This is a genomic window from Allobosea sp. GW823-FHT01F03 (assembly GCF_058798075.1).
In genome coordinates this window covers 2,791,537-2,811,464 of the sequence record NZ_CM179505.1, presented here as the reverse complement: position 1 = coordinate 2,811,464, position 19,928 = coordinate 2,791,537, and the positions used below count along the sequence as shown (strand labels likewise).

Here is a 19,928-nt window from a genome sequence, read left to right as displayed (position 1 = left end):
AATGGTGGCGTTCAAGATCACTTCTTCTCCATCACGCATTGCAGCGGATGCATGTGCTTGCGGGCGAGATCCATCACCAGCGTCACCTTGGTCTCGGCGACCTCGTAGGTGAAGACGCCGCATTCGCCGACGCCGTTCTGGTGGACATGCATCATGATCCGCGTCGCCTCGGCCCGGTCCTTGTTGAAGAAGCGTTCCAGCACATGCACGACGAATTCCATCGGCGTGTAATCGTCGTTGAGGATGAGGACGCGGTAGAGATTGGGCTTGCGGGTGCGCGTCCGGGTCAGGACCGCGGCGCCGGTGCCGCTGCCGTCCCGGCCACCATCCACCGGGATCGCCGGCGGGCGCGGCTTGCTCGCCAGCCGGGGCTCGATCCGGCCGAGGCGCTCCACCGGGCGGGCGCCGGCAGGAAGGTCCGTTTCGATCGGCATGATGGCTGCTTGGCTCAAGAGTTCTCTTTCGGCGCTAGACCCCAAGATAGTGCTTCGCCCGAGAATTTACAGGCGTCGCGCCGGCTTCGCCAGCCCGTTCCGCACGAACGCCCACAACCTGTATCCGCCACGCAAAAAGCCCGGCCTTTGGCCGGGCTTTCGAAGATCGCGTTGCTGCGGCCGGCGCGATGCCGGCCTGCGGCTCATGCCGTGCAGATCACTTGGCCGGGGTCGGAACCGACTTGGCGACGATGCCCTCGAACGGCTTGTAGGCGTCCTTGGCGATGGCCGAGAAGAGCTCGCCCATCTTGGTGACCTGGGCGACATAGCCCTCGAAAGCGGTCTTGACGTAGTCGCTCTGGATCTCGATGGCCTTGTCCAGCGTCTTGACGCCGGCGAGCTTCTCGATCGCGGCCGTGCCGGCCTCGAACGACTTCTTGGCGTAGTCGGTGGCCTCGACGGCGAGCGTCTGGACGCCCTTCGAGGTGGCGCCGAACGACTTCAGAGCGGCGTCGACGTTCTCTTTGGAGGCCTTCTGGATGGTCTCGAACTGCTGGATCATGTTTTTCCCACAGCGCCTCGGGGACGCCGCCTCTTGCTGGCGAGCCTTGCGGCCCAGGTTCCTCGCCCCAAGGTCGGATGAAACGCTCATCACCGGGGACCGTCTTCATATTGTGCAACGCAACATAAAAGTCAAGAACACATTGCAATGCATCAAATGCAAGGCTGCCCAGCCCGTCGAAGGAATGGTTCGCAGCCATACCGAGAACCGGCCGGCAGGCTTAACACCTCCGTAACCGCATCGCTCTAACCTCTCTGAGTGTGTCCTTCCCGCCACGTCGAGTTTCAGGCGCTGCGGGGGCTGTAGTGTCGAGTTGAGGCGGGTTTCATGGCTTCTGGTTGCGTTGGTACCGGGCGCGGACGCTGGTTCGCGTTCATCGGTCTGGTGAGTGTCGCTGCCGTGACCCTGGTCGCGACGGCTTCCCCCGCTGAGGCGGCCCGCAAGAAGCGGCGCCAGGTCAGCGGCGGCTACGCCCCGCCCTATGCCGCGATGGTCGTCGACGCCAAGAGCGGCCGCACCCTGCACGCGGTCAACGAGGATGCGGCGCGCATCCCCGCCTCGATCACCAAGGTGATGACGCTCTATCTGCTGTTCGAGCAGCTCGAGCGCGGCCGGCTGAGCATGGACTCCCCGCTCAGGGTCTCGGCCAACGCCGCCCGCGAGGCGCCGTCGAAGATCGGCTTCGAGCCGGGCGAGACGATCGCCGTCCGGGACGCGATCCTCGCCCTGATCACGAAATCCGCCAACGACGTCGCGACCACCGTCGCCGAGAATGTCGGCGGCTCCGAGGACGAGTTCGCGCGGATGATGACCGCCCGCGCCCGCTCGCTCGGCATGAGCCGCACGACCTTCTACAACGCCCACGGCCTGCCGCATGATCCGCCGAACATCACGACGGCGCGCGATCTGACCATCCTCGCCCGCGCCATCCAGGAGCGCTTCCCGCGCTACTATCCGATGTTCGGAACGCGCGTCTTCAACTATGCCGGCGGCGCCTACCGCAACCACAACAAGCTGCTCGGCCGCATCGAGGGTGTGGACGGCATCAAGACCGGCTATACCCGGGCCTCGGGCTTCAACCTGATGACCTCGGCCAAGGCCGATGGCCGCCATGTCGTCTCCGTGGTGCTCGGCGGCCGCTCCGGCGCCGCCCGCGACAAGGTGATGGCCGATCTCGTGGTCGCCGCCCTGCCCCGCGCCACCAGCGGCGGCCGCAGCGCCCCGATGGTCGCCGAAGCGCCCGAGCCGCAACCGGAACGCGCCCGCATCGCGGCGCCCGCCGTCGCGCCGGAACCGCCGGCCCGGCCGGCGGCTATCGCCCAGGCTGCCGCCGCGCAGGCTGTCGTCGCCCAGGCGCCCGAGCCGGCCCCGATGCCGGTGCCGCGCCCGCGCATCGAGCCCGAATTGCCCGCCGCCGCCCGCGCCTATGCCGCGACGCCGACCACCACCCCGATCGCGCCGCCGCGCGCGATCTCGGCCAGCGCCGGCCAGCCGCTGCAGCTCTCCGGCATGCGCCCGGTCAGCGCCACGACGACCCCGTCCGCGATGCGCTGGTCGATCGGCGCCCCCGCCGCCGATGGCAAGGTCCTGCGCCCGCCGGCGAATGTCGACACCACCTCCTCGATCGCCAAGGTCGCCGAGCCGGCGCCCGCCGCCCAGGTCGCGTTGGCCCAGCCCGAGCCGCGCAAGATCGAGGCGAGCGAGCCCAAGCCCGCCGCGCGCCCCGTGGAAAAGGCCGCACCGGCCTCGAAATGGGTGATCCAGCTCGGCGCCACCGACGATGAATCGAAGGCCAGGGACATCCTTGCCCGGGCCCGCGCCAAGGCTGCCGGCCCGCTCGCCGACGCATCGCCCTTCACCCAGAAGGTCGAGTCGCGCGGCACCACCCTCTATCGCGCTCGCTTCGCCGGCTTCGAGGAGTCCAAGGACGCCGAGAAGGCCTGCGCCCAGCTCAAGCGCGGCGGCTTCGCCTGCTTCGCGACCCGCGGCTAACCGGACCAGGGAAGGAACTCAGCCATGTTTCTTCAGCAAGGTATCCTTGGCCTGATTGACGCGGGCGGCAAGGCCGCTGGTACCCCCGGCGTCAGGATGGATGCGTTTCATCAAAGCCCTATGGGCCTCGCGAACCGCCTCCTCCCCCGCGCCCGGCTGAAGCCCCAGGATCTCGTAGGCCTCCTGATCCGTCATCGCGCCCGCGCCAGGCGCGCGGCCCTGCCCCGGGTCTCGGTGTCGATCAGCGTCTTCACGCCAGCCGGGCGCCCGGCGGTCGAGATAAGCCTCTAGCAGCCGGGCCCCGTCCGGGTCCGTCGCGAGGCATTCGCGCATCAGCACGCCGAGCTCGCCGAGATTGAGTTCGTCGAGATCGCGGCCGGCGAAACCGCCGGCCTGCACCTTTCCGGTGACGCCGCCGCTGTCATGGTCGAGTTCCATGGCGAGCAAGACCGAAGCGACCTTGGAGCGGCCTGCGGATTTCGTTCCGCCCCAGTCCTTGGCCCAATCCGGCATTTTGAGCCCGCCCGGCCCATAGGCGCTCCAGCCGAACAGCCAGGCGCCAAGGCCGCCCATGAAGATCGCCATGTCGAGGCGCCCGCGCAGCATCATCAGCCCGGCCACGGCGAGCGCCGCCGTGCCGCCGACGACCTTGCCGAGCCTGACCAGTTTCTTCGGGTCGGCACCCGCGAAGAGCTTTGAAAAATACCAGACCAGGATGACGGCTGCGATGCCGTAGAGCAGCGTCACGATTTGCGGCCCTCCATCGCCGTCAGCAAACCTTGGGCGGCCGGGCTCGCGCCCGCCAGCCGCAGCAGCGCCTCGCGGCCGCCGCTGGCATAGGCCGCGGCACCGCGCAGCAATTCGAGCAGCGAGTTCGGGGCGTTGACGTCGAAGCGCGCATGCGCCCCGCCGGTCAGCCGCGCGATTTCGGCGAAGGCCGCGCTCGCCGCCGGGTCGAAGCCTTCCTGGAAGACGAAGCCGCGTACCCCGCGCAGGCCGAGCTCGCCGGCGAGCGCGCAGAGCCTGTCGACCTCCTCCTCCATCGCATCGCCGACATAGACGAAGGCGCGGATCGGAACCCGCCTTTCCTCGTCGCGGATATGGGCCAGCACGCGGCCGATCTGGGTCTGCCCGCCCTGGCAGGCGATGCCGTTCATCAGACCGGTCAGGCGCCGCGGCTCGCCGATCCAGCCCGAGGCCCGGCATTCGGCAAGGCCGCGGAAATAGACCAGCTGGACCGCGAGGCCGCCGGTCCTGTCGGCGACCTCGAACATCCTGCCCTGCAGCGAGCAGGCGAGATCCCAGCTCGGCTGGCGGCTCATCGTGGCGTCGAGCGCGAAGACCAGCCGGCCGGCCTGGCCGGTCGCGAGCGGAGCGAGCTGCTTCGCCGCCCCGAGGAAGCGGTCGATCTCGCCGGGCTTCGAGCGCGCCGCGCCCTCGCTCGGTCGCGTCTCCCTCGCCTTGCCTACTGCCTTGCCGTCTTCGTTCGCCATGTCCCTCGCCAAGTCGCTCGCCGGGATTCGCCTCTTCCGAAGATATTGGCCGCGCCGCCGGCATTTGCTACCCGTCCTGCCGCTAGCGTTGTGTGTCTGGACTGAATTGGGCCTGGTCACCCCGGACAAGCGGCTTCAGCCGCGCCGATCCGGGATCCATGTCCGAACTTTTCCGAGAAGGGTTCCGGCATGGCTCCCGGGTCTTCGCTTCGCTACGCCCGGGATGACCGCTTCGTGGGTCAGACCGGTCACGAAACGGTCCGGCGGGAGGATGGCATGTCACAGGTCGCGGTTTTCGAGTCGGTCAAGGCGATGCGCGCCGCGGTAGCCGGATGGCACGCCGCTGGCGAGAAGGTCGCGCTCGTGCCGACCATGGGCGCGCTGCATCAGGGCCATATCGCGCTGGTGGCCGAGGCGCAGAAGCACGCGAAACACGTCATCGTCTCGATCTTCGTCAACCCGACGCAGTTCGCCCCGCACGAGGACTTCAAGAAGTATCCGCGGACTTTCGAGAGTGACCGGGCGCAGCTCGCCGAGGTCGGCGCCGACGCGATCTTCTTCCCGCCGGTCGAGGAGGTGTATCCAGCGGGCTTCGCGACGCGCATCCTGCTGCTCGGACCGGCGGCCGTCGGCCTCGACGACCGTTTCCGGCCGACGCATTTCGAAGGCGTCGCAACGGTTTGCTGCAAGCTCTTCACCCAGAGCCGGGCCGATTTCGCGGTCTTCGGCGAGAAGGACTACCAGCAGCTCAAGGTGGTGACCCGCATGGCCGCCGATCTCGATCTCGGCATCGAGATCGTGCCGCTCGCCACCTTCCGCGAGCCCGACGGCCTCGCCATGTCCTCGCGCAACCGCTACCTCTCCTCCGAGGAGCGGGCGCTGGCGCCGCTGCTCCACCGCGTCATGCAGGCGCTGGCGGCACGGCTGCGCAACCGCGACGACCTGTTCCGCGCCGTCGGCGAGGCCCAGAGCGAGATCATCACCGCCGGCTTCGAGCTCGATTATCTCGAGGCGCGGCATGCGCAGACGCTCGCCCCCGTGACCTCGCTCGCCGATGGCCCGATCCGGATCCTCGTGGCGGCGAGGCTGGGCGGCACGCGGCTGATCGACAATATCGGGGTGTGAGACCGGGCCGGGACCGGCAGGCGCCTCGCCGGGGAGGCGCCGCGCGAAGCGCTCAGCGCGGACAGACGTCCCAGAAGCCCTGGGTGCGCTCGGGGTTGGTATAGTACCAGCAATAGCCCGGCGCCGGCGCCGGCGAGGTCGCATAGGCCGTGGCCGCTGTGGCCGCGACGAAGCCGATCGCCGCTCCGGAGACGACGGCCATGCCCGGATGCCACCAGTAGCTCGTCGGGCGAACCCAAACCGCGCCCGCAGCGGCGGGCGGCCGGCGGCCCGGACGCACCACCGTGGTGCTCCTGCCCACGGCGACATTGCCCTGCGGCCCGCGGGCAGCATAGCTGCGCCCCGCCACAGCGCCGCCCCGCGGGCCGGCGGCAGCGCCGCTTCGGACGACCGCGCCGCTGGTCTTGATGACGAGATCGGGTGCCGCAGCCGAGACAAGCGGAGCGGCGGAAGAGAGCGGCATCGCCGCCAGGCCCTGAAACGGCATGGCGACACATGCGGCCAGGACCGCAGCGGCAAAGCGGATCGGCATCATCGTTGTTTCCCCCAGGCTGTCGTCGCGGAGTACCGCCCTCGGCGGCCTCCGGCCCGAGAACGCCTGAGTCGCGCAGCGAGAGTCAAATACCGTACTCTGCTGCGGCCGGCATGCCCGGCATCGCGCGGCTGCGGGGCCCGCGCTACAGCAGCCCGAGTTCCGCCAGCTCGCGCCGCATCTGCTCGGGCATGGCGCTGAGGTCGCCGCTGCGGCCGTCGATGTCGCGCGGCGCGTCCTTGTCCTGCAGATAGCGCCAGCCCTGGAACGGCCGGTACGGCCGGGGCTCGACCGGAACGACCACCGGCTCCATCACCAGATGGCAACGTCCGATACCCTCGGCATCGGTGAAGGGGCGGATGTCGATCAGGCGCTGGCGGGCGCTGAGCTGGCCCTTGATCACCCAGTAGAGCGAACCGCCGGAGACGATCTCCTCGATCCGCTTCGGCACCATGCGGGTGGTGTGGAGCTGTTCGGCCGGCTCGCCGCGGGCGCGGCGCTGCGCCTGCCGCTCGGCGATCCATTCCTCGAGATCGCTGATCGATTCGGCGCCGACGCAGAGCTTGAGCAGATGAAGCGGCATGGCCGGCAACCTAGTCCCCTCGGCGCGGCCCGGCCAGAGGCCGCGGCCCGTTTCCCACAAGCCGGCCGCCCTGACGGGTGCGGCATGTTCGCTCGTCCTCGCGGGGATCGGAGCAGGCACCGGCCGCCGGCCAAGGCGGCCTCGCGGTCATGACGTCGCCGCGACTGCAGGCTACTAAGATCGGCGACCCGAACGGAGACAAGACATGCAAGGACTCGCAGGCAAGGCCATTCTCGTCACCGGTTCCTCGACCGGAATCGGCCTGGCAATGGCGCGGCGGCTCCTCGCCGAAGGCGCCAGGGTGCTGGTCCATGGCCGCGACGAGAATGAGGTCAAGGCCGCCTGCAGCAAGCTCGGCAGCGGCTGCCACGGGGTCGCCGGCGACCTTGCCGAGCCCGCGACGGCCCAAGCGCTGGTCGACGCGACCTGCAAGGCCTTCGGCCGCATCGACGGGCTCGTGAACAATGCCGGCATCTATCCGCGCGGCGTCATCGGCGAGAGCACCGCGGCCTTCTTCGACCATGTCTTCGCCATCAACACCCGCGCGCCCCTGCTCTGCGCCGAGGCCGCGATCCGCGCCTTCCGCCTGCAGAAATCGGGCGGCGCCATCGTCACCGTCGGATCGATCAACGCGCTCTGCGGCCAGTCCGACCTCACGGTCTATTCGATGTCCAAGGGCGCGCTGACGACCATGACACGCAATCTCGCCGACGCACTCGGCAGCGAGCGGATCCGCGTCAACCAGCTCAATGTCGGCTGGACCTTCACCGCCAATGAGGACGCGACGCAGCAGCGCCATGGCCGCAAGCCCGGCTGGGAGAAGGACGTCTCCGCCCTGTTCGCACCGACCGGCCGGCTGATGCAGCCCGAGGAGATCGCCGCTCATACCGCCTTCTGGCTCTCGGATGACAGCGCCCCGGTCTCCGGCCAGATCTACGAGGCCGAACAGTACCCGTTGATCGGCCGCAACCGGTCGCAGATGAGCTGAGAGGTGACCGCGCAGTCCGCAGAATACGCGCCCTGGCTGGCACGCTGGGGGCTCGTTCCCGATGGCGCGCCGATCACCACGCATTCCAGCCGCCTGCTGCCGGTCCGGCGCGGCGACGAGCCGGCGATGCTGAAGCTGCCGGACGCGCCCGACGAGCGCCTCGGCTACCTGCCGCTGGAATACTGGAATGGCGACGGCGCCGCCCGCCTGCTCGCCCGCTCCGACTCGGGCGATGCCATGCTGATCGAGCGCGCCACCGGCCCGCGCTCGCTCGCCGCCTTGGCCCGCAGCGGCGCGGAGGGCGACGATGAGGCGACCGCGATCCTCTGCGACGCCATCGCCGCCCTGCAGAAGCCGCGCGGCCCGGCGCCGTCAGGCCTGATCCCGTTCGAAACCTGGTTCGCCGACCTCTTCCCGATGGCGCGGGAGCGTGGCGGCATCCTCGCCCGCTCGGCTGCGGAAGCCCGGGAGCTGCTCGCGGCGCAGCGCGAGATTCTGCCGCTGCATGCCGACCTGCACCATGACAATGTGCTCGATTTCGGCGCGCGCGGCTGGCTCGCCATCGACCCGAAATGCGTCATCGGCGACCGCGCCTTCGAATACACGATCCTGTTCTGCGACCCCGATCTCGCCGATCCCGAGCCGCCGGTCGCCACCCTGCCCGGCCGCTTCGAGCGCCGGCTGGAGATCGTGCTGGCGAAATCCGGGCTGGAGCGCGAACGCCTGCTGAAATGGATCCTGGCCTGGTGCGGACTCTCGGCCGCCTGGTTCCTCGGCGATGAGGATCCTCTCGCTGAGATCAACCTCGCCGTGGCGGAGCGAGCGATCGTCGCGCTGGATGCGGGTTAGCACCGTCGTTCCGCGCGCCGCGCCGAGCATATTGGCGCGGGGATCCCTCTCCTTACAGGAGAGGGATCCCCGCGCCTTCTTCGTCGGATGGGGGATCGCCTGGTGATCGCGATCCCTTCACTCTCCGAGCACGACCACCTTCGCACCCTCGGCCACCTGCGCGCCCGGCTCGGCGCCGAGCTCGGTGACCGTGCCGTCGCGCGGGGCGGTCAGCACGTGTTCCATCTTCATCGCCTCGACGATGGCGAGGCGCTGGCCCTTCACGACCGCCTCGCCCGCCCGAACGAAGAGCGCGATCAGCTTGCCGTGCATCGGCGCCTTGATGACACCACCCGAGCCGCCGACTGCATCGAGATCGACACTGAACGGGTCGAACAGCGAAACCGCCGTCTGCCGGCCGCGGTGCAGCGCGAGATAGGTGCCGCCCTCGGCCCGCGCCAACGTCACCTCATGCTCGCCCTCGGCCAAAGGATGGCCCGGCAGCGAGACGCGGGCATCGCCGCCGCTCCATTCGATCTTCGCCTCGATGCGCTCGCCATCGACCAGCAGCGGCAGGCCGAGCGCCGGGCGCGGCATCAGCGAGAAGGCGTCGGCGTCGAGCCAGGGCGAGCGCGCCTCGCCTTCCGCGCGGACGGCCGCGGCTTCCAGCCCGGCGAGCTGGCGTTCTTCCTCGAGCTGCAAGGCGGCAGCCGCGACCGCGGCCGCGTCGAGCGGCTGCGGCTCGGCCCCGAGCGCCGCGATGTTGCGGTCGATGAAGCCGGTGTCGAACGGCCCCTTCCGGAAGCCCTCGGCCTCCGCCAGCTTCTTCAGGAAGGCGAGATTGGTGCGCGGGCCGGCGACGATGGTCTCGCCGAGCGCGAAGGCGAGGTGGTCGAGCGCCTCGTCGCGGGTGCGGCCATGGGCGATCACCTTGGCGATCATCGGGTCGTAATGCGGCGTCACGGAATCGCCGGCCTCGACGCCGGTGTCGATGCGGATGTCCTCGCTCTGCGGGAATTGCAGCGCCCAGAGCTTGCCGGTCGAGGGCAGGAAGCCCTTCTCCGGGTCCTCGGCATAGAGCCGCGCCTCGACGGCGTGCCCTTCGGCGCGGACATCCTCCTGCGCGAAGCCGAGCGGCTCGCCGGCCGCGACCTTGAGCTGCAGCTCGACGAGATCGAGCCCTGTGATCGCCTCGGTGACGGGATGCTCGACCTGGAGACGGGTGTTCATCTCCATGAAATAGAAGCGGTCAGCCTTCAGCCCCTCGCGGCCATCGGCGATGAACTCGACCGTGCCGGCCCCGACATAGCCGACCGCGCGCGCCGCCTCGGTCGCCGCCTTGCCCATGGCGGCGCGCACCTCAGGCGTCATCCCCGGCGCCGGGGCTTCCTCGATGACTTTCTGGTGGCGGCGCTGCAGCGAGCAGTCGCGCTCGTAGAGGTGGACGACATTACCATGGCTGTCGCCGAAGACCTGGATTTCGACATGGCGCGGCGAGAGCACGTATTTCTCGACCAGCACCCGCGCATCGCCGAAGGCGTTCTTGCCCTCGCGCTGGGCGCTGGAGAGCGCGTCAGCAAAGTCCTCGGGCCGGTCGACCTTCTTCATACCCTTGCCGCCGCCGCCGGCGACCGCCTTGATCAGCACGGGATAGCCGATGCGCTCGGCTTCCTTGGCGAGAAAATCGACGCCCTGCTCGGCGCCGTGATAGCCCGGAACGACCGGAACATTCGCCTTCTCGACCAGCGCCTTGGCCGCGTCCTTCAGGCCCATGGCCCGGATCGCCGAGGCCGGCGGGCCGACGAAGACGATGCCGGCGGCGGCGCAGGCATCGGCGAAGTCGGCGTTCTCGGAGAGGAAGCCATAGCCCGGATGGATGCAGGCCGCGCCGGCCTGCTTCGCCACCGCGAGGATCTTGTCGGCATCGAGATAGCTCTCGCGGGCCGGCGCCGGGCCGATCCGGTAGGCCTCGTCAGCCATCTCGACGAACAGCGCCTCGGCATCGGCGTCCGAATAGACGGCGATGGTGCGCAGGCCGAGCCGCCTGGCGGTGCGGATCACCCGGCAGGCGATCTCGCCGCGATTGGCGATCAGGATGGAGGGCAGTTTGGCGGCAATCGACATACAAGCTTCCTCGGGGACATCCTCGAACCGATGCCCCGTTATAGCCCAGCCGCGGCCCTTGTCTGCGCCATGTTGCGCAGGGTGCGGATGGGCGCTTGCACCTCTTCGTCATTCCGGGGCTTCGCACAGCGAAGAGCCCGGAACCCATGGACACGGCGCAGCCAGGCAGACCGCCGGCCTCGACGTGCCCCATTCTGGAAGGTGGTGTTCATGGGTTCCGGGCTCGCGCCTTCGGCGCGCCCCGGAATGACGCCGAGCCTCAGGCCAGCAGCCCCAGCCGCCGCCCGAGCTTCAGCGTCAGCGTCGTGCCGACGAGTAGCCCGATGCCGAAGACCCAGCCCGAGACCGCCCCCGCCGAAATGCCGGAGAGCAGCGTGCCGACCGTGCAGCCGAGCCCAATCACCGTGCCCCAGCCGAGCAGCGCCCCGCCGATCAGCCCGCGCAGCACATGGCCTCCACCCGGACGCTTCGGCTTGAACTCGCCGGCGGCGAGCGCCGCCGCGAAAGCCGAGGCGACGATGCCGGCGATGAACAGGCCGTTCGGGGTCAGCAGCGCGTCGCGGATCGCGGTGGCGCAGCCGCGAAAACTGTCGAGCCCTTCGAGGCGCGACGGCAGCAGCTCGAAATGCGCCGCGAGTTGGCGCGAGCGCGAGCCGATCTCGGCGGTGACGCCGAGCGGCGAGAGGCGCAAATAGGCGGCGATGCCGATCAGCCCGACGAAGAGCCCGCCGAGCCAGGACGGCCAGCGCCGCAGGAAGATCGCGGCCAGCGGATCGGCAGCGGCAGCTGGCGCGTCCGGGGCTGCGGCGCGCCGGCCGGTGCGCAGCAGCCAATAGGCAAGCCCCCCGAGCACGAAGAGCCCGGCGATCAGCGCGCCGCCATAGCCGAGCTGACGCGGCAGCCAGAGCACCGGCGATTCCGAGATCGTGCCGAGATAGAGCGGGTTCCAGCTCAGGAAGCCGAGGATGAAGCCGCCGACCGCACCGATCAGCGCGAAGGGCGAGGTCGGCGAGCCCTCCCCGAGCCGGTAGAGATGAGCGCTGATGCAGGAGCCGGAGATCGCCATACCGGCACCGAAGGCCAGGCCCGCCAGCAGCAGCGCCGGGCCGACCGGGCCGATGTGGGCCGTCGGCGGCAGGCGCGTCCCCGACGGGTCGGGCAGCCAGGCGCCATAGATCAGCGTGTAGCCGACGAGGCCGACCGCGAGTGCGGTGACGATGCCGAGCAGCCCCTGCGGATCGCGCCGGTCGAGCCAGTCCTTCCAGATGCAGAAGAAGCAAAAACGCGAGCGCTGCAGCACGAAGCCGAAGGCGACGCCGAGGATCAACGAGAGCTGGAGCTGCGCCGCCGGCTCGGCATGGCGGCCGACGAGCTGGACTGCCGCAGCGAGGCCGATTAGGACGGCGGCCGCAATGAAAAGGCGCAGCGGCGGAAGCGTGTTCGCCTCCACCGCCCCGCTCTGCCGGCGCGCCTGCTCATAGTCGAGCGCGCCGCCATCGTCGGAAATGCTCATGGCTCTGGAGCGCCGCCGCTTACTTGCCGGTCCAGACCGTGCCGGCCGGGTTGCTGATCGGCAGGCCGACCACGTTGCCGTACTCGGTCCAGGAACCGTCATAATTGGCGACCTGGTACCCAAGCACACGCGAGAGGATGAACCAGGTATGGCTCGAGCGCTCGCCGATGCGGCAGGTGGTGATCACCGGCTTCGAACCGTCGATGCCGGCCTCGGCATAGAGCTTCTTCAGCTCCTCGACCGGCTTGATCGTGCCGTCGGCCTGGTTGACCGCGCGGGCCCAGGCGACATTGACCGAGCCCGGGATATGGCCGGCGCGCAGCGCCAGCTCCTGGAAGCCGGCCGGCGCAATGATCTTGCCGGAGAACTCGTCGGGCGAGCGGATGTCGAGGATGCGGGCGCCCGACTTCTTCTCGACGGTCGCGACGACATCGGTCAGGCGGGCGCGCAGCTTGCGGTTCGGCTCGGCGACGGTGAAGGCCGAGGCCTTGACCGCGACGGGGTTGGTCGCGACCGGGCGCTTCTCCAGCTCCCACTTCTTGCGGCCGCCATCGAGCAGTTTTACATTGTCGCGCAGGCCGTAAATGTCGAACACCCAGGCGCCCCAGGCGGCGAACCAGTTGTTGCTGTCGCCGTAGAGGACGACAGTCGTGTCCTTGTCGACGCCGAGCTTGCGGGCGAGCGCCTGGAACTTCTCGGGGCCGGCGATGTCGCGCGAGACGGTCTCGACGAGATCGGTGTGCCAGACGACGTTCTGGGCGCCCGGGATATGGCCGCGCTCATAGACACCCGGCTCGACACTGACCTCGACGATGCGGACCTTGGGATCGCTGAGGTTCTTTTCGAGCCATTCGGTGGTGACCAGCGGTCCCGACTGGGCGAAGGCCGCGGTGCTGGCCAGGAGGCCCGCAGCCAGCGCCAGGGCGCCACGACGAAGAAGGGAAATCACGGACATTCTCGGCTCCTTGCTGCCGACCGGCCGGTTTTCGCGGGCTGGATCGGCTTGAAATTCGGAGCCGTCATGATTTCGCCACACCCCGCCCAAGAGAAGCCGGACAGGATTTTTTTGTTTGCTATCAAGGCGGAAGAAGCCAGTCGCACGACCTTGGTAGCGATAGAAGATTATTCTTCCGGAGCAGGTTTCGCGCCCGAGGCCTGTGTCTTCACCGAACGCCAGATCGCCCAGCTCGCCTGGAAGCAGAGGCCGGCGACGACGAGGTCGAGCAGGTATTCCGGCCAGCGCACCGGCGCGAGCCTTGCCGCAAGCCCGACCAGCGCGAAGCCGGTGGTCGAGATCGTGTCGTTGCGGCTCGAAAGCCAGGTCGCCTTGATCACCGGGTTGGGTTCGCGCCGGAAGCGCCAGAGCGCGAGCACGATCAGATAGGCGATCAGGATCGCGCTTCCCGCCGAGAAACCGAGCGTGAAGAGCTCGATCGGCCGGGGCCGCAGGATCTTGTCCCAGAGATCGTAGAGCGTGTGCAGCCCGGCGACCGCCATCACCGCGCCGATGCCGAGCGCCGCGAGCTTCTCCGCCCGCCCGTCGCGACCGAAGACCAGCGCCGCGATGCCGTAGAGCGCGACGTCGTAGACCCAGTCGACACCGTCCTTGAGCAGCTGGCTGTTGCCGATGGCGACCGCCCAGGCGACGACGAGGGCCGCGAAGATCAGGATGCCGAGCGCGATCGCCCAGATCGTCAGCCGATAGGCCCGCTCCACACTGGGAGCCACGGGGGCGGCATGGCCGGGCTCGCCCTGATTGCGAGTGCCTTCCCCGTCATGCCCGGGCTTGTCCCGGGCATCCACGTCTTCAGGCCGTCGAATCCCATCGAAAGCCGACATGCGAGGCGCTCCAGAGCCGCCTCGCCCAGTGTCGCGGAAAATCCGCCCGTCGCAAGACGTGGATGGTCGGCACGAGGCCGACCATGACGACAGAGGGTCGGTCAAGCAGCCTCAGCCGCGGCCGACGAAGGGGGCCTTGGTCGCCATCACCGTGACGGTGAGCACATTGGCCTCGAGCGGCAGGCTTGCCATGTGCAGAACCGTCGAGGCGACGTGGCCGACATCCATCACCGCCTCGACCTTGATCGAGCCGTCGGCCTGCGGCACGCCGGTCGTCATGCGCTGCGCCATCTCGGTGAGCGCATTGCCGATGTCGACCTGTCCGACCGCGATGTCGTATTTGCGCCCATCGAGCGACGAGGTCTTGGTCAGGCCGGTGATGGCGTGCTTGGTTGCGGTGTAGGCGACCGAGTTCGGCCGCGGCGCATGGGCCGAGATCGAGCCGTTATTGATGATGCGGCCGCCTTGCGGCTGCTGGTCCTTCATCAACTTGAAGGCTTCCTGGGTGCACAGGAACGGCCCGGTCAGGTTGGTGTCGACCACCTTCTGCCAGTCATCGAGCGACAGATCCTCGAGCATGATGCCGCCCGGCGCGTTGACGCCGGCGTTGTTGAACAGCACGTCGAGCCGTCCGAACTTCTCCTTGGTCCTGGCGAACAGCGCTTTGACCGAATCCTGGTTGGTCACGTCGGTCGGCACAGCCAGCGCCTGGGCGGCATCGACGCCCGAGAGCTTGATCGTCTCCTCCAGCGCGTCGGCGCGGCGCCCGGCGAGCACCGTACGGTAGCCGTCCTTCAGGAAGGCGATGGCGACGGCCCGGCCGACGCCGGAACCGGCACCGGTGATGATGGCGACCTTATTGTGCCCAGACATGCGTATCCTCGCGTTTCCCGTGTTTTCAACCGTTTCAGGCGGCAGGACCATAGCAGCGTATGCAGTATGCGGAACTGCTTTTCCAGCAGACCAGCTCCGCCCTGTCACTTGCCTGACGCAGCGTCTGCCTTACTCTTCTAGCGAGGGAGGAAGCGCCATGACCAGCCTGAGCCGTCGCGGCTTCATCGCAGCCGGAACCGCGAGCCTTGTCGCGCCGGCGCTGGCCCAGCAACCCGGCCATGAGCATCATGGTGGCCATTACGAGCGGCTGAACCAGCCCGGCCGCATCCCGAAGCCGGCCCTGGCGGACTCGCAGAACGTCTTCGATTCCCCCGCGCCGAAAGCCGCCGATCCCGGCCGCTGGCAGCCTAAGGCACTGCTGCCGCTGCCCCGTTCGGAAATGGCCTGGGCGGCGGCGCATGACGAGCGCATGCATATCGTCGGCGGCTATGGCGAGCAGCGCACCGACCGGCCCTATCACCATGTCTACGATCCGAAGGCCGACAAATGGAGCGACGGCGCGCCGCTGCCGCAGGGCGCCAACCATGTCGGCGTCGCCTTTCTCAATGGCAGGCTCTACGCCATCGGCGGCTTCCTCGAGCAGAACCGCAAGCCGCATCCGCGCTGCTTCGTCTACGACCCGAAGAGCGACAAATGGGCCGAGATCGCGCCCCTGCCCCGCCCGGTCGGCTCGGCCGCCATCGTCGGCCTGAACGGCGTGTTGCACTCGATCGGCGGCGCGATCGGTGACACCACCGACACCAAGACCTCGGTCAACTGGCACCGCGTCTACGATCCCAAGACCGATAAGTGGAGCGAACGGACGCCGATGCCGACGGCGCGCGACCACTCCGGCACGCTGGCCATCGGCAATCTGATCCACGTCATCGGCGGGCGGGTCGACAGCTTCCACACCAATTCCAACCTGCATCACGCCTATGATCCGGCGACCGACAAATGGGCGCCGCGCAACCCGCTACCCACCGCCCGCTCCGGCCATGGCGCTGTGCTCTATCGCGGAAAAGTCTTCGTGATGGGCGGCGAAGGCACCAACCGCGTCTTCGGCCAGATGGAAGCCTATGACCCCGCGACCGATGGCTGGGAGCAATACGCCCCGATGCTGACACCGCGCCACGGCCTCGGCGCGGCTCTGGTCGGCGACGCCATCCATGTCGCCGGCGGCGGCCCGATCATGGGCGGCGGCGTTCAGAGCGCAATCCACGAGGCGTTCGTGCTGGGATGAGAACACCGGCAGCGCCCCTCGCTGCCCCCGCAAGCGTTCCGGCAGGCTGACCGCCTGACAAGCAGAGACCGCGGGAGCCGGCGGGGCGCTGAGATGTGCCCGCGCACGTCCGCTCCGGCGCAGGCTTTCGCCATCTGGACTGTTTTCCACCAAGCAAGCCCTGCCCGTATCGCGGGGCACGGTGCTTGCGCGGCGAAGGCAGGCTCGCCCCGACCTCTCGATGCGGCAACGCCTCGACTCGGCCCGGCACGCGATTCCCGCCATTACACTGCATACAAAATTCCGCATACCGACTTGTCGACAAGGCGCGATCGTTCTAGAAATTGCATACAAGAATTATCACCACATTCGGGAGGTCGACCATGACGAAATTCCGCAGTGCCGCTTTGGCCATGGCAACGCTGGCGCTCGCCGCCGGCCCGGCTTTCGCCTTTCCGGACCGTCCGGTTCAGTTGATCGTGCCCTGGGCGGCTGGCGGCGGCATGGACGCGGTGATGCGGATCTTCGCCAACGGGCTCGAGGCCGAGCTGAAGCAGCCGGTCACCGTCATCAACCGCACCGGCGGCGGCGGCGTCACCGGCCACACTGCCATCGCGACGGCGACCGCTGACGGCTACACCATCGGCGGCGCCAGCCCCGAAATCTCCTTCTTCAAGACGCTCGGCCTCGGCGACCTGACGCCGGAGAGCATCGACATGTTCTCGCGCATCTCGCTGATCCCGGCGGGCGTGACGGTGAAAATGGATTCGCCCTACAAGACGATCGCCGACTTCATCAAGGCGGTGAAGGAGAGCCCGAAGGGCACCTTCACCTCCTCGGGCACCGGCATGGGCGGTTCCTGGCATGTCGCCGCCGGCGGCCTGATGAAGGCGGCCGGCCTTCCCGCCGACCAGATCCGCTGGGTACCGAGCAATGGCGGCGCGCCGGCCCTGCAGGACCTCGCGGCCGGCGGCATCAGCGCCTTCACCGGCTCGCCGATCGAGGCCAAGGCGATGCTGGATGGCGGGCGCGTGCGCACCATCCTGCTGATGACCGAGGAGCGGCACCCGAACTTCCCGGACGTGCCCGGCGCCAAGGAGGCCGGTCTCGACTGGACCTATCAGAACTGGTTCGCCATCGCCGCACCGAAGGGCGTCCCGGCCGATCGGCGCAAGATCCTCTACGAGGCGGCCGAGCGCACGATGAAGCGCGAGGACGTCCGCAAGGGCATGGCCGATCGCGGCATCACCCCGGTCTGGGACACGCCGGCCGAGCTCCAGGCCTATGTGAAGACCTTCGGCGAACGCGGCAACGCCGTGCTGAAGGAACTCGGACTCGCCAAGAACTAAGCCCCGGATTCCGCGGGACCGAAGGCGCGGCGGGAAACCGTCGCGCCTTTTTTCACATCCTGAAGACGCCGAAGCGGGTCTCGGGGATCTCGGCGTTGAGACAGGCCGAGAAGGCGAGCGCCAGCACCCGGCGCGTTTCCGAGGGCAGGATGATGCCGTCGTCCCAGAGCCGGGCCGTCGCGTAATAGGGCGAGCCTTCGGCCTCGAACTGGTCGCGGATCGGCGCCTTGAAGGCCTCGGCCTGCTCGGCAGTCCAGGGCTTGCCGGCCGCCTCGAGATTGTCGCCGCGCACCGTCGCGAGCACGCTCGCCGCCTGCTCGCCGCCCATCACCGAGATCTTCGAGTTCGGCCATGAGAACAGGAAGCGCGGCGAATAGGCCCGCCCGCACATGCCGTAATTGCCGGCGCCGAACGAGCCGCCGACCAGCACGGTGATCTTCGGCACCCTTGCCGAGGCGACGGCGGTGACGAGCTTGGCGCCGTCCTTCGCGATGCCCCGCGTCTCGAAATCGCGCCCGACCATGAAGCCGGTGATGTTCTGCAGGAAGAGCAACGGAATCCGGCGCTGGCAGCACAGCTCGATGAAATGCGCGCCCTTCAGCGCGCTCTCCGAGAACAGGATGCCGTTATTGCCGATGATGCCGACCGGGATGCCGTGGATGCGGGCAAAGCCGGTGACAAGCGTCGTGCCGTAGAGGCGCTTGAACTCGTCGAATTCCGAACCGTCGACCAGCCGGGCGATGACCTCGCGGATATCGTACTGCTTCTTCAGGTCGGTCGGGACGACCGCTTCGAGCTCGTCCGCCGCATAGAGCGGCTCGACGCTCTCGGCGATGTCGATATCGGGGCGCTTCACGCTGTTGAAGTTGCCGGCGATGCGCCTTGCGATCGCCAGCGCATGGGTGTCGTCGCCGGCATAATGGTCGGCGACGCCGGAAAGCCGGGCATGGACGTCGGCGCCGCCGAGATCCTCGGCCGAAACGACCTCGCCGGTCGCCGCCTTCACCAGCGGCGGGCCGCCGAGGAAGATCGTGCCCTGGTTCTTGACGATGATCGTCTCGTCCGACATCGCCGGCACATAGGCGCCGCCGGCGGTGCAGGAGCCCATCACCACCGCGATCTGCGGGATGCCGAGCCCGGACAGCGTCGCCTGATTGTAGAAGATCCGGCCGAAATGCTCGCGGTCCGGGAAGACCTCGGTCTGGTGCGGCAGGTTGGCGCCGCCGGAATCGACAAGGTAGATGCAGGGCAGATTGTTCTCGCGCGCGATCTCCTGCGCCCGCAGATGCTTCTTCACCGTCATCGGGTAGTAGGTGCCGCCCTTGATGGTGGCGTCATTGCAGACCACCATCGCCTCGCGCCCGGCGACGCGACCGATGCCGGCGATCATGCCGGCGCCATGCACGTCCTTCTCGTACATGTCGTATGCGGCGAGCGAGCCGATCTCGAGGAAAGCCGAGCCGGGATCGAGCAGGCGCAGCACGCGTTCCCGCGGCAGGAGCTTGCCACGCGAGGTATGGCGTTCGCGCGAGCGGGCATTGCCGCCGAGCGCGGCGGTGGCGCGGCGCTCCTGCAGTTCGCCGCGCAGCGCGGCCCAGGCCTCGGCATTGGCGCGCGTCTCGGCCGAATTCAGGTCGACCTTGCTCTCGATGACCGGCACGACGCGCTCCCTGGCGAATTCTCTCCCCGGGGTTATGGCGCGGCGCGCATCAAACGCCAACCGGCGCCCGCGCCCAGATGCGCCGTGCGCAAAGCCGGGCCGGCCTGCGTCATGGCCCAGCGCGGTCGCGTTGGACATTTGTCCTAGACAGAATTAGGATGATTGACCTACATTCATGGGAATGCACCGGATCGATACGGGGTTGAAGGCCGTGACCGAGAGGACGACCCGCGAACGCATCGTCGAGACAGCCGACCGGCTGTTCTACGAGCGCGGCTTCGCCCATACCTCATTCGCCGACATCGCCGCGCCGATCGGCCTCTCGCGCGGCAATTTCTATTATCATTTCAAGACCAAGGACGAGATTCTCGACGCTGTGATCGAGCAGCGTCTCGCCAATACCGGCCGCATGCTGGCGCAATGGGCGGATAGCGACGACGACCCGGCAGCCCGCATCCGCAGCTTCATCGACATGCTGATCGCCAACCGGGCGAAGATCATGGCCCATGGCTGCCCGGTCGGCACGCTCTGCAACGAGCTGGCGAAGCTCGACCATTTCGCCCACCCCCGGGCCGGCGAGGTCTTCACGCTGTTCCGCGACTGGCTGGCCCGCGAATTCGCCAGGCTCGGCCGCACGGCCGACGCCGATACGCTTGCCATGCAGCTCCTGGTCCAGAGCCAGGGCGTCGCGACGCTCGCCAGCGCCTTCCGGGATGAGACGTTCGTCCGCGGCGAGGTCGCACGGATGCACGCCTGGCTGGATGCGCAAGACCGCCCCATACCGGCCGCGTGATGCCCGGCCATTCCCCGT

Annotated in this window: 19 protein-coding genes; 7 read left to right on the top strand and 12 right to left on the bottom strand. The window is 68.6% G+C overall.

Features of this window, described 5'->3' with window-relative positions:
- Window positions 1-17 precede the first annotated feature (17 nt).
- Both clpS and AC3RCC_RS13560 read right to left on the bottom strand, forming a co-directional pair.
- The gene (gene clpS / locus AC3RCC_RS13565; RefSeq protein ID WP_291639370.1) at window positions 18-434 is read right to left on the bottom strand and encodes an ATP-dependent Clp protease adapter ClpS; all 417 of its coding nucleotides are present in this window, start codon (window positions 432-434) and stop codon (window positions 18-20) included.
- A gap of 217 nt (window positions 435-651) precedes the next feature.
- Complete coding sequence (locus AC3RCC_RS13560) at window positions 652-996, bottom strand: phasin family protein (RefSeq protein ID WP_291639296.1); 345 nt, start codon at window positions 994-996, stop codon at window positions 652-654.
- Window positions 997-1,323: 327 nt separating this feature from the next.
- Here AC3RCC_RS13560 and AC3RCC_RS13555 point away from each other — a divergent pair, with 327 nt between their 5' ends.
- Window positions 1,324-2,988 carry an SPOR domain-containing protein gene (locus AC3RCC_RS13555; protein WP_452115941.1) on the top strand — a complete coding sequence of 555 codons (1,665 nt, stop codon included), beginning with the start codon at window positions 1,324-1,326 and terminating at the stop codon, window positions 2,986-2,988.
- 18 nt (window positions 2,989-3,006) lie between these two features.
- On the opposite strand, the gene AC3RCC_RS13550 is transcribed toward AC3RCC_RS13555, so the two are convergent.
- Together AC3RCC_RS13550 and AC3RCC_RS13545 are read right to left on the bottom strand one after the other, a co-directional pair.
- Window positions 3,007-3,735, bottom strand: coding sequence for a J domain-containing protein (locus AC3RCC_RS13550; RefSeq protein WP_452115940.1), 729 nt, complete (start codon window positions 3,733-3,735; stop codon window positions 3,007-3,009).
- Entirely contained in the window at window positions 3,732-4,481 is a 750-nt protein-coding gene (locus AC3RCC_RS13545; RefSeq protein WP_291648852.1) for a VWA domain-containing protein, read from the bottom strand. The genes AC3RCC_RS13550 and AC3RCC_RS13545 overlap by 4 nt, the downstream gene beginning before the upstream one ends.
- Before the next feature lie 276 nt (window positions 4,482-4,757).
- Between AC3RCC_RS13545 and panC the strand changes: the two genes are divergently transcribed.
- Window positions 4,758-5,606 (top strand): pantoate--beta-alanine ligase, encoded by an 849-nt coding sequence (gene panC / locus AC3RCC_RS13540; protein ID WP_492258706.1) that lies wholly within the window; start codon window positions 4,758-4,760, stop codon window positions 5,604-5,606.
- 52 nt (window positions 5,607-5,658) lie between these two features.
- On the opposite strand, the gene AC3RCC_RS13535 is transcribed toward panC, so the two are convergent.
- Together AC3RCC_RS13535 and AC3RCC_RS13530 are read right to left on the bottom strand one after the other, a co-directional pair.
- On the bottom strand, window positions 5,659-6,141 hold the full coding sequence (locus tag AC3RCC_RS13535; RefSeq protein WP_492258705.1) for a hypothetical protein: 483 nt from the start codon (window positions 6,139-6,141) through the stop codon (window positions 5,659-5,661).
- Between the two features lie 142 nt (window positions 6,142-6,283).
- Window positions 6,284-6,721, bottom strand: a complete 438-nt coding sequence (locus AC3RCC_RS13530; protein WP_492258704.1) for a DUF1489 family protein — start codon at window positions 6,719-6,721, stop codon at window positions 6,284-6,286.
- A 205-nt stretch (window positions 6,722-6,926) separates the two neighbouring features.
- On the opposite strand from AC3RCC_RS13530, the gene AC3RCC_RS13525 reads away from it, so the two are divergent.
- Window positions 6,927-7,709: an SDR family oxidoreductase gene (locus AC3RCC_RS13525; RefSeq protein ID WP_492258703.1), complete on the top strand. Its 783-nt coding sequence runs from the start codon at window positions 6,927-6,929 to the stop codon at window positions 7,707-7,709.
- 3 nt (window positions 7,710-7,712) lie between these two features.
- A complete protein-coding gene (locus AC3RCC_RS13520; protein WP_492258702.1) occupies window positions 7,713-8,558 on the top strand; it encodes an aminoglycoside phosphotransferase family protein in 846 nt (281 codons plus the stop codon).
- Between the two features lie 117 nt (window positions 8,559-8,675).
- Here the strand turns inward: AC3RCC_RS13520 and AC3RCC_RS13515 are convergent, their stop codons facing one another.
- The 5 genes from AC3RCC_RS13515 to AC3RCC_RS13495 all read right to left on the bottom strand — a co-directional run bounded on the left by AC3RCC_RS13515 (window position 8,676) and on the right by AC3RCC_RS13495 (window position 14,886).
- Entirely contained in the window at window positions 8,676-10,661 is a 1,986-nt protein-coding gene (locus AC3RCC_RS13515; RefSeq protein ID WP_492258701.1) for an acetyl/propionyl/methylcrotonyl-CoA carboxylase subunit alpha, read from the bottom strand.
- 259 nt (window positions 10,662-10,920) lie between these two features.
- On the bottom strand, window positions 10,921-12,174 hold the full coding sequence (locus AC3RCC_RS13510; RefSeq protein WP_492258700.1) for a YeeE/YedE family protein: 1,254 nt from the start codon (window positions 12,172-12,174) through the stop codon (window positions 10,921-10,923).
- Window positions 12,175-12,193: 19 nt separating this feature from the next.
- Window positions 12,194-13,129, bottom strand: coding sequence for a sulfurtransferase (locus tag AC3RCC_RS13505; protein ID WP_492258699.1), 936 nt, complete (start codon window positions 13,127-13,129; stop codon window positions 12,194-12,196).
- Window positions 13,130-13,296: 167 nt separating this feature from the next.
- Window positions 13,297-14,013, bottom strand: a complete 717-nt coding sequence (locus AC3RCC_RS13500; protein WP_492258698.1) for a cation efflux transmembrane domain-containing protein — start codon at window positions 14,011-14,013, stop codon at window positions 13,297-13,299.
- Between the two features lie 111 nt (window positions 14,014-14,124).
- On the bottom strand, window positions 14,125-14,886 hold the full coding sequence (locus AC3RCC_RS13495; RefSeq protein ID WP_492258697.1) for an SDR family oxidoreductase: 762 nt from the start codon (window positions 14,884-14,886) through the stop codon (window positions 14,125-14,127).
- A gap of 157 nt (window positions 14,887-15,043) precedes the next feature.
- Here AC3RCC_RS13495 and AC3RCC_RS13490 point away from each other — a divergent pair, with 157 nt between their 5' ends.
- The gene (locus AC3RCC_RS13490) at window positions 15,044-16,129 is read left to right on the top strand and encodes a Kelch repeat-containing protein (protein WP_492258696.1); all 1,086 of its coding nucleotides are present in this window, start codon (window positions 15,044-15,046) and stop codon (window positions 16,127-16,129) included.
- Window positions 16,130-16,491: 362 nt separating this feature from the next.
- Entirely contained in the window at window positions 16,492-17,457 is a 966-nt protein-coding gene (locus tag AC3RCC_RS13485; RefSeq protein ID WP_492258695.1) for a tripartite tricarboxylate transporter substrate binding protein, read from the top strand.
- Between the two features lie 52 nt (window positions 17,458-17,509).
- On the opposite strand, the gene AC3RCC_RS13480 is transcribed toward AC3RCC_RS13485, so the two are convergent.
- Window positions 17,510-19,117 carry a carboxyl transferase domain-containing protein gene (locus AC3RCC_RS13480; protein ID WP_492258694.1) on the bottom strand — a complete coding sequence of 536 codons (1,608 nt, stop codon included), beginning with the start codon at window positions 19,115-19,117 and terminating at the stop codon, window positions 17,510-17,512.
- 211 nt (window positions 19,118-19,328) lie between these two features.
- On the opposite strand from AC3RCC_RS13480, the gene AC3RCC_RS13475 reads away from it, so the two are divergent.
- On the top strand, window positions 19,329-19,910 hold the full coding sequence (locus AC3RCC_RS13475; RefSeq protein WP_492258785.1) for a TetR/AcrR family transcriptional regulator: 582 nt from the start codon (window positions 19,329-19,331) through the stop codon (window positions 19,908-19,910).
- The last annotated feature ends 18 nt before the right edge of the window (window positions 19,911-19,928 follow it).

Coding starts and splice junctions, on each gene's coding strand:
- clpS (WP_291639370.1), bottom strand. CDS start 434: ATGCCGATCGAAACGGACCTTCCTGCCGGCGCCCGCCCGGTGGAGCGC.
- AC3RCC_RS13560 (WP_291639296.1), bottom strand. CDS start 996: ATGATCCAGCAGTTCGAGACCATCCAGAAGGCCTCCAAAGAGAACGTC.
- AC3RCC_RS13555 (WP_452115941.1), top strand. CDS start 1,324: ATGGCTTCTGGTTGCGTTGGTACCGGGCGCGGACGCTGGTTCGCGTTC.
- AC3RCC_RS13545 (WP_291648852.1), bottom strand. CDS start 4,481: ATGGCGAACGAAGACGGCAAGGCAGTAGGCAAGGCGAGGGAGACGCGA.
- panC (WP_492258706.1), top strand. CDS start 4,758: ATGTCACAGGTCGCGGTTTTCGAGTCGGTCAAGGCGATGCGCGCCGCG.
- AC3RCC_RS13535 (WP_492258705.1), bottom strand. CDS start 6,141: ATGATGCCGATCCGCTTTGCCGCTGCGGTCCTGGCCGCATGTGTCGCC.
- AC3RCC_RS13530 (WP_492258704.1), bottom strand. CDS start 6,721: ATGCCGCTTCATCTGCTCAAGCTCTGCGTCGGCGCCGAATCGATCAGC.
- AC3RCC_RS13525 (WP_492258703.1), top strand. CDS start 6,927: ATGCAAGGACTCGCAGGCAAGGCCATTCTCGTCACCGGTTCCTCGACC.
- AC3RCC_RS13515 (WP_492258701.1), bottom strand. CDS start 10,661: ATGTCGATTGCCGCCAAACTGCCCTCCATCCTGATCGCCAATCGCGGC.
- AC3RCC_RS13510 (WP_492258700.1), bottom strand. CDS start 12,174: ATGAGCATTTCCGACGATGGCGGCGCGCTCGACTATGAGCAGGCGCGC.
- AC3RCC_RS13505 (WP_492258699.1), bottom strand. CDS start 13,129: ATGTCCGTGATTTCCCTTCTTCGTCGTGGCGCCCTGGCGCTGGCTGCG.
- AC3RCC_RS13500 (WP_492258698.1), bottom strand. CDS start 14,013: ATGTCGGCTTTCGATGGGATTCGACGGCCTGAAGACGTGGATGCCCGG.
- AC3RCC_RS13495 (WP_492258697.1), bottom strand. CDS start 14,886: ATGTCTGGGCACAATAAGGTCGCCATCATCACCGGTGCCGGTTCCGGC.
- AC3RCC_RS13490 (WP_492258696.1), top strand. CDS start 15,044: ATGACCAGCCTGAGCCGTCGCGGCTTCATCGCAGCCGGAACCGCGAGC.
- AC3RCC_RS13485 (WP_492258695.1), top strand. CDS start 16,492: ATGACGAAATTCCGCAGTGCCGCTTTGGCCATGGCAACGCTGGCGCTC.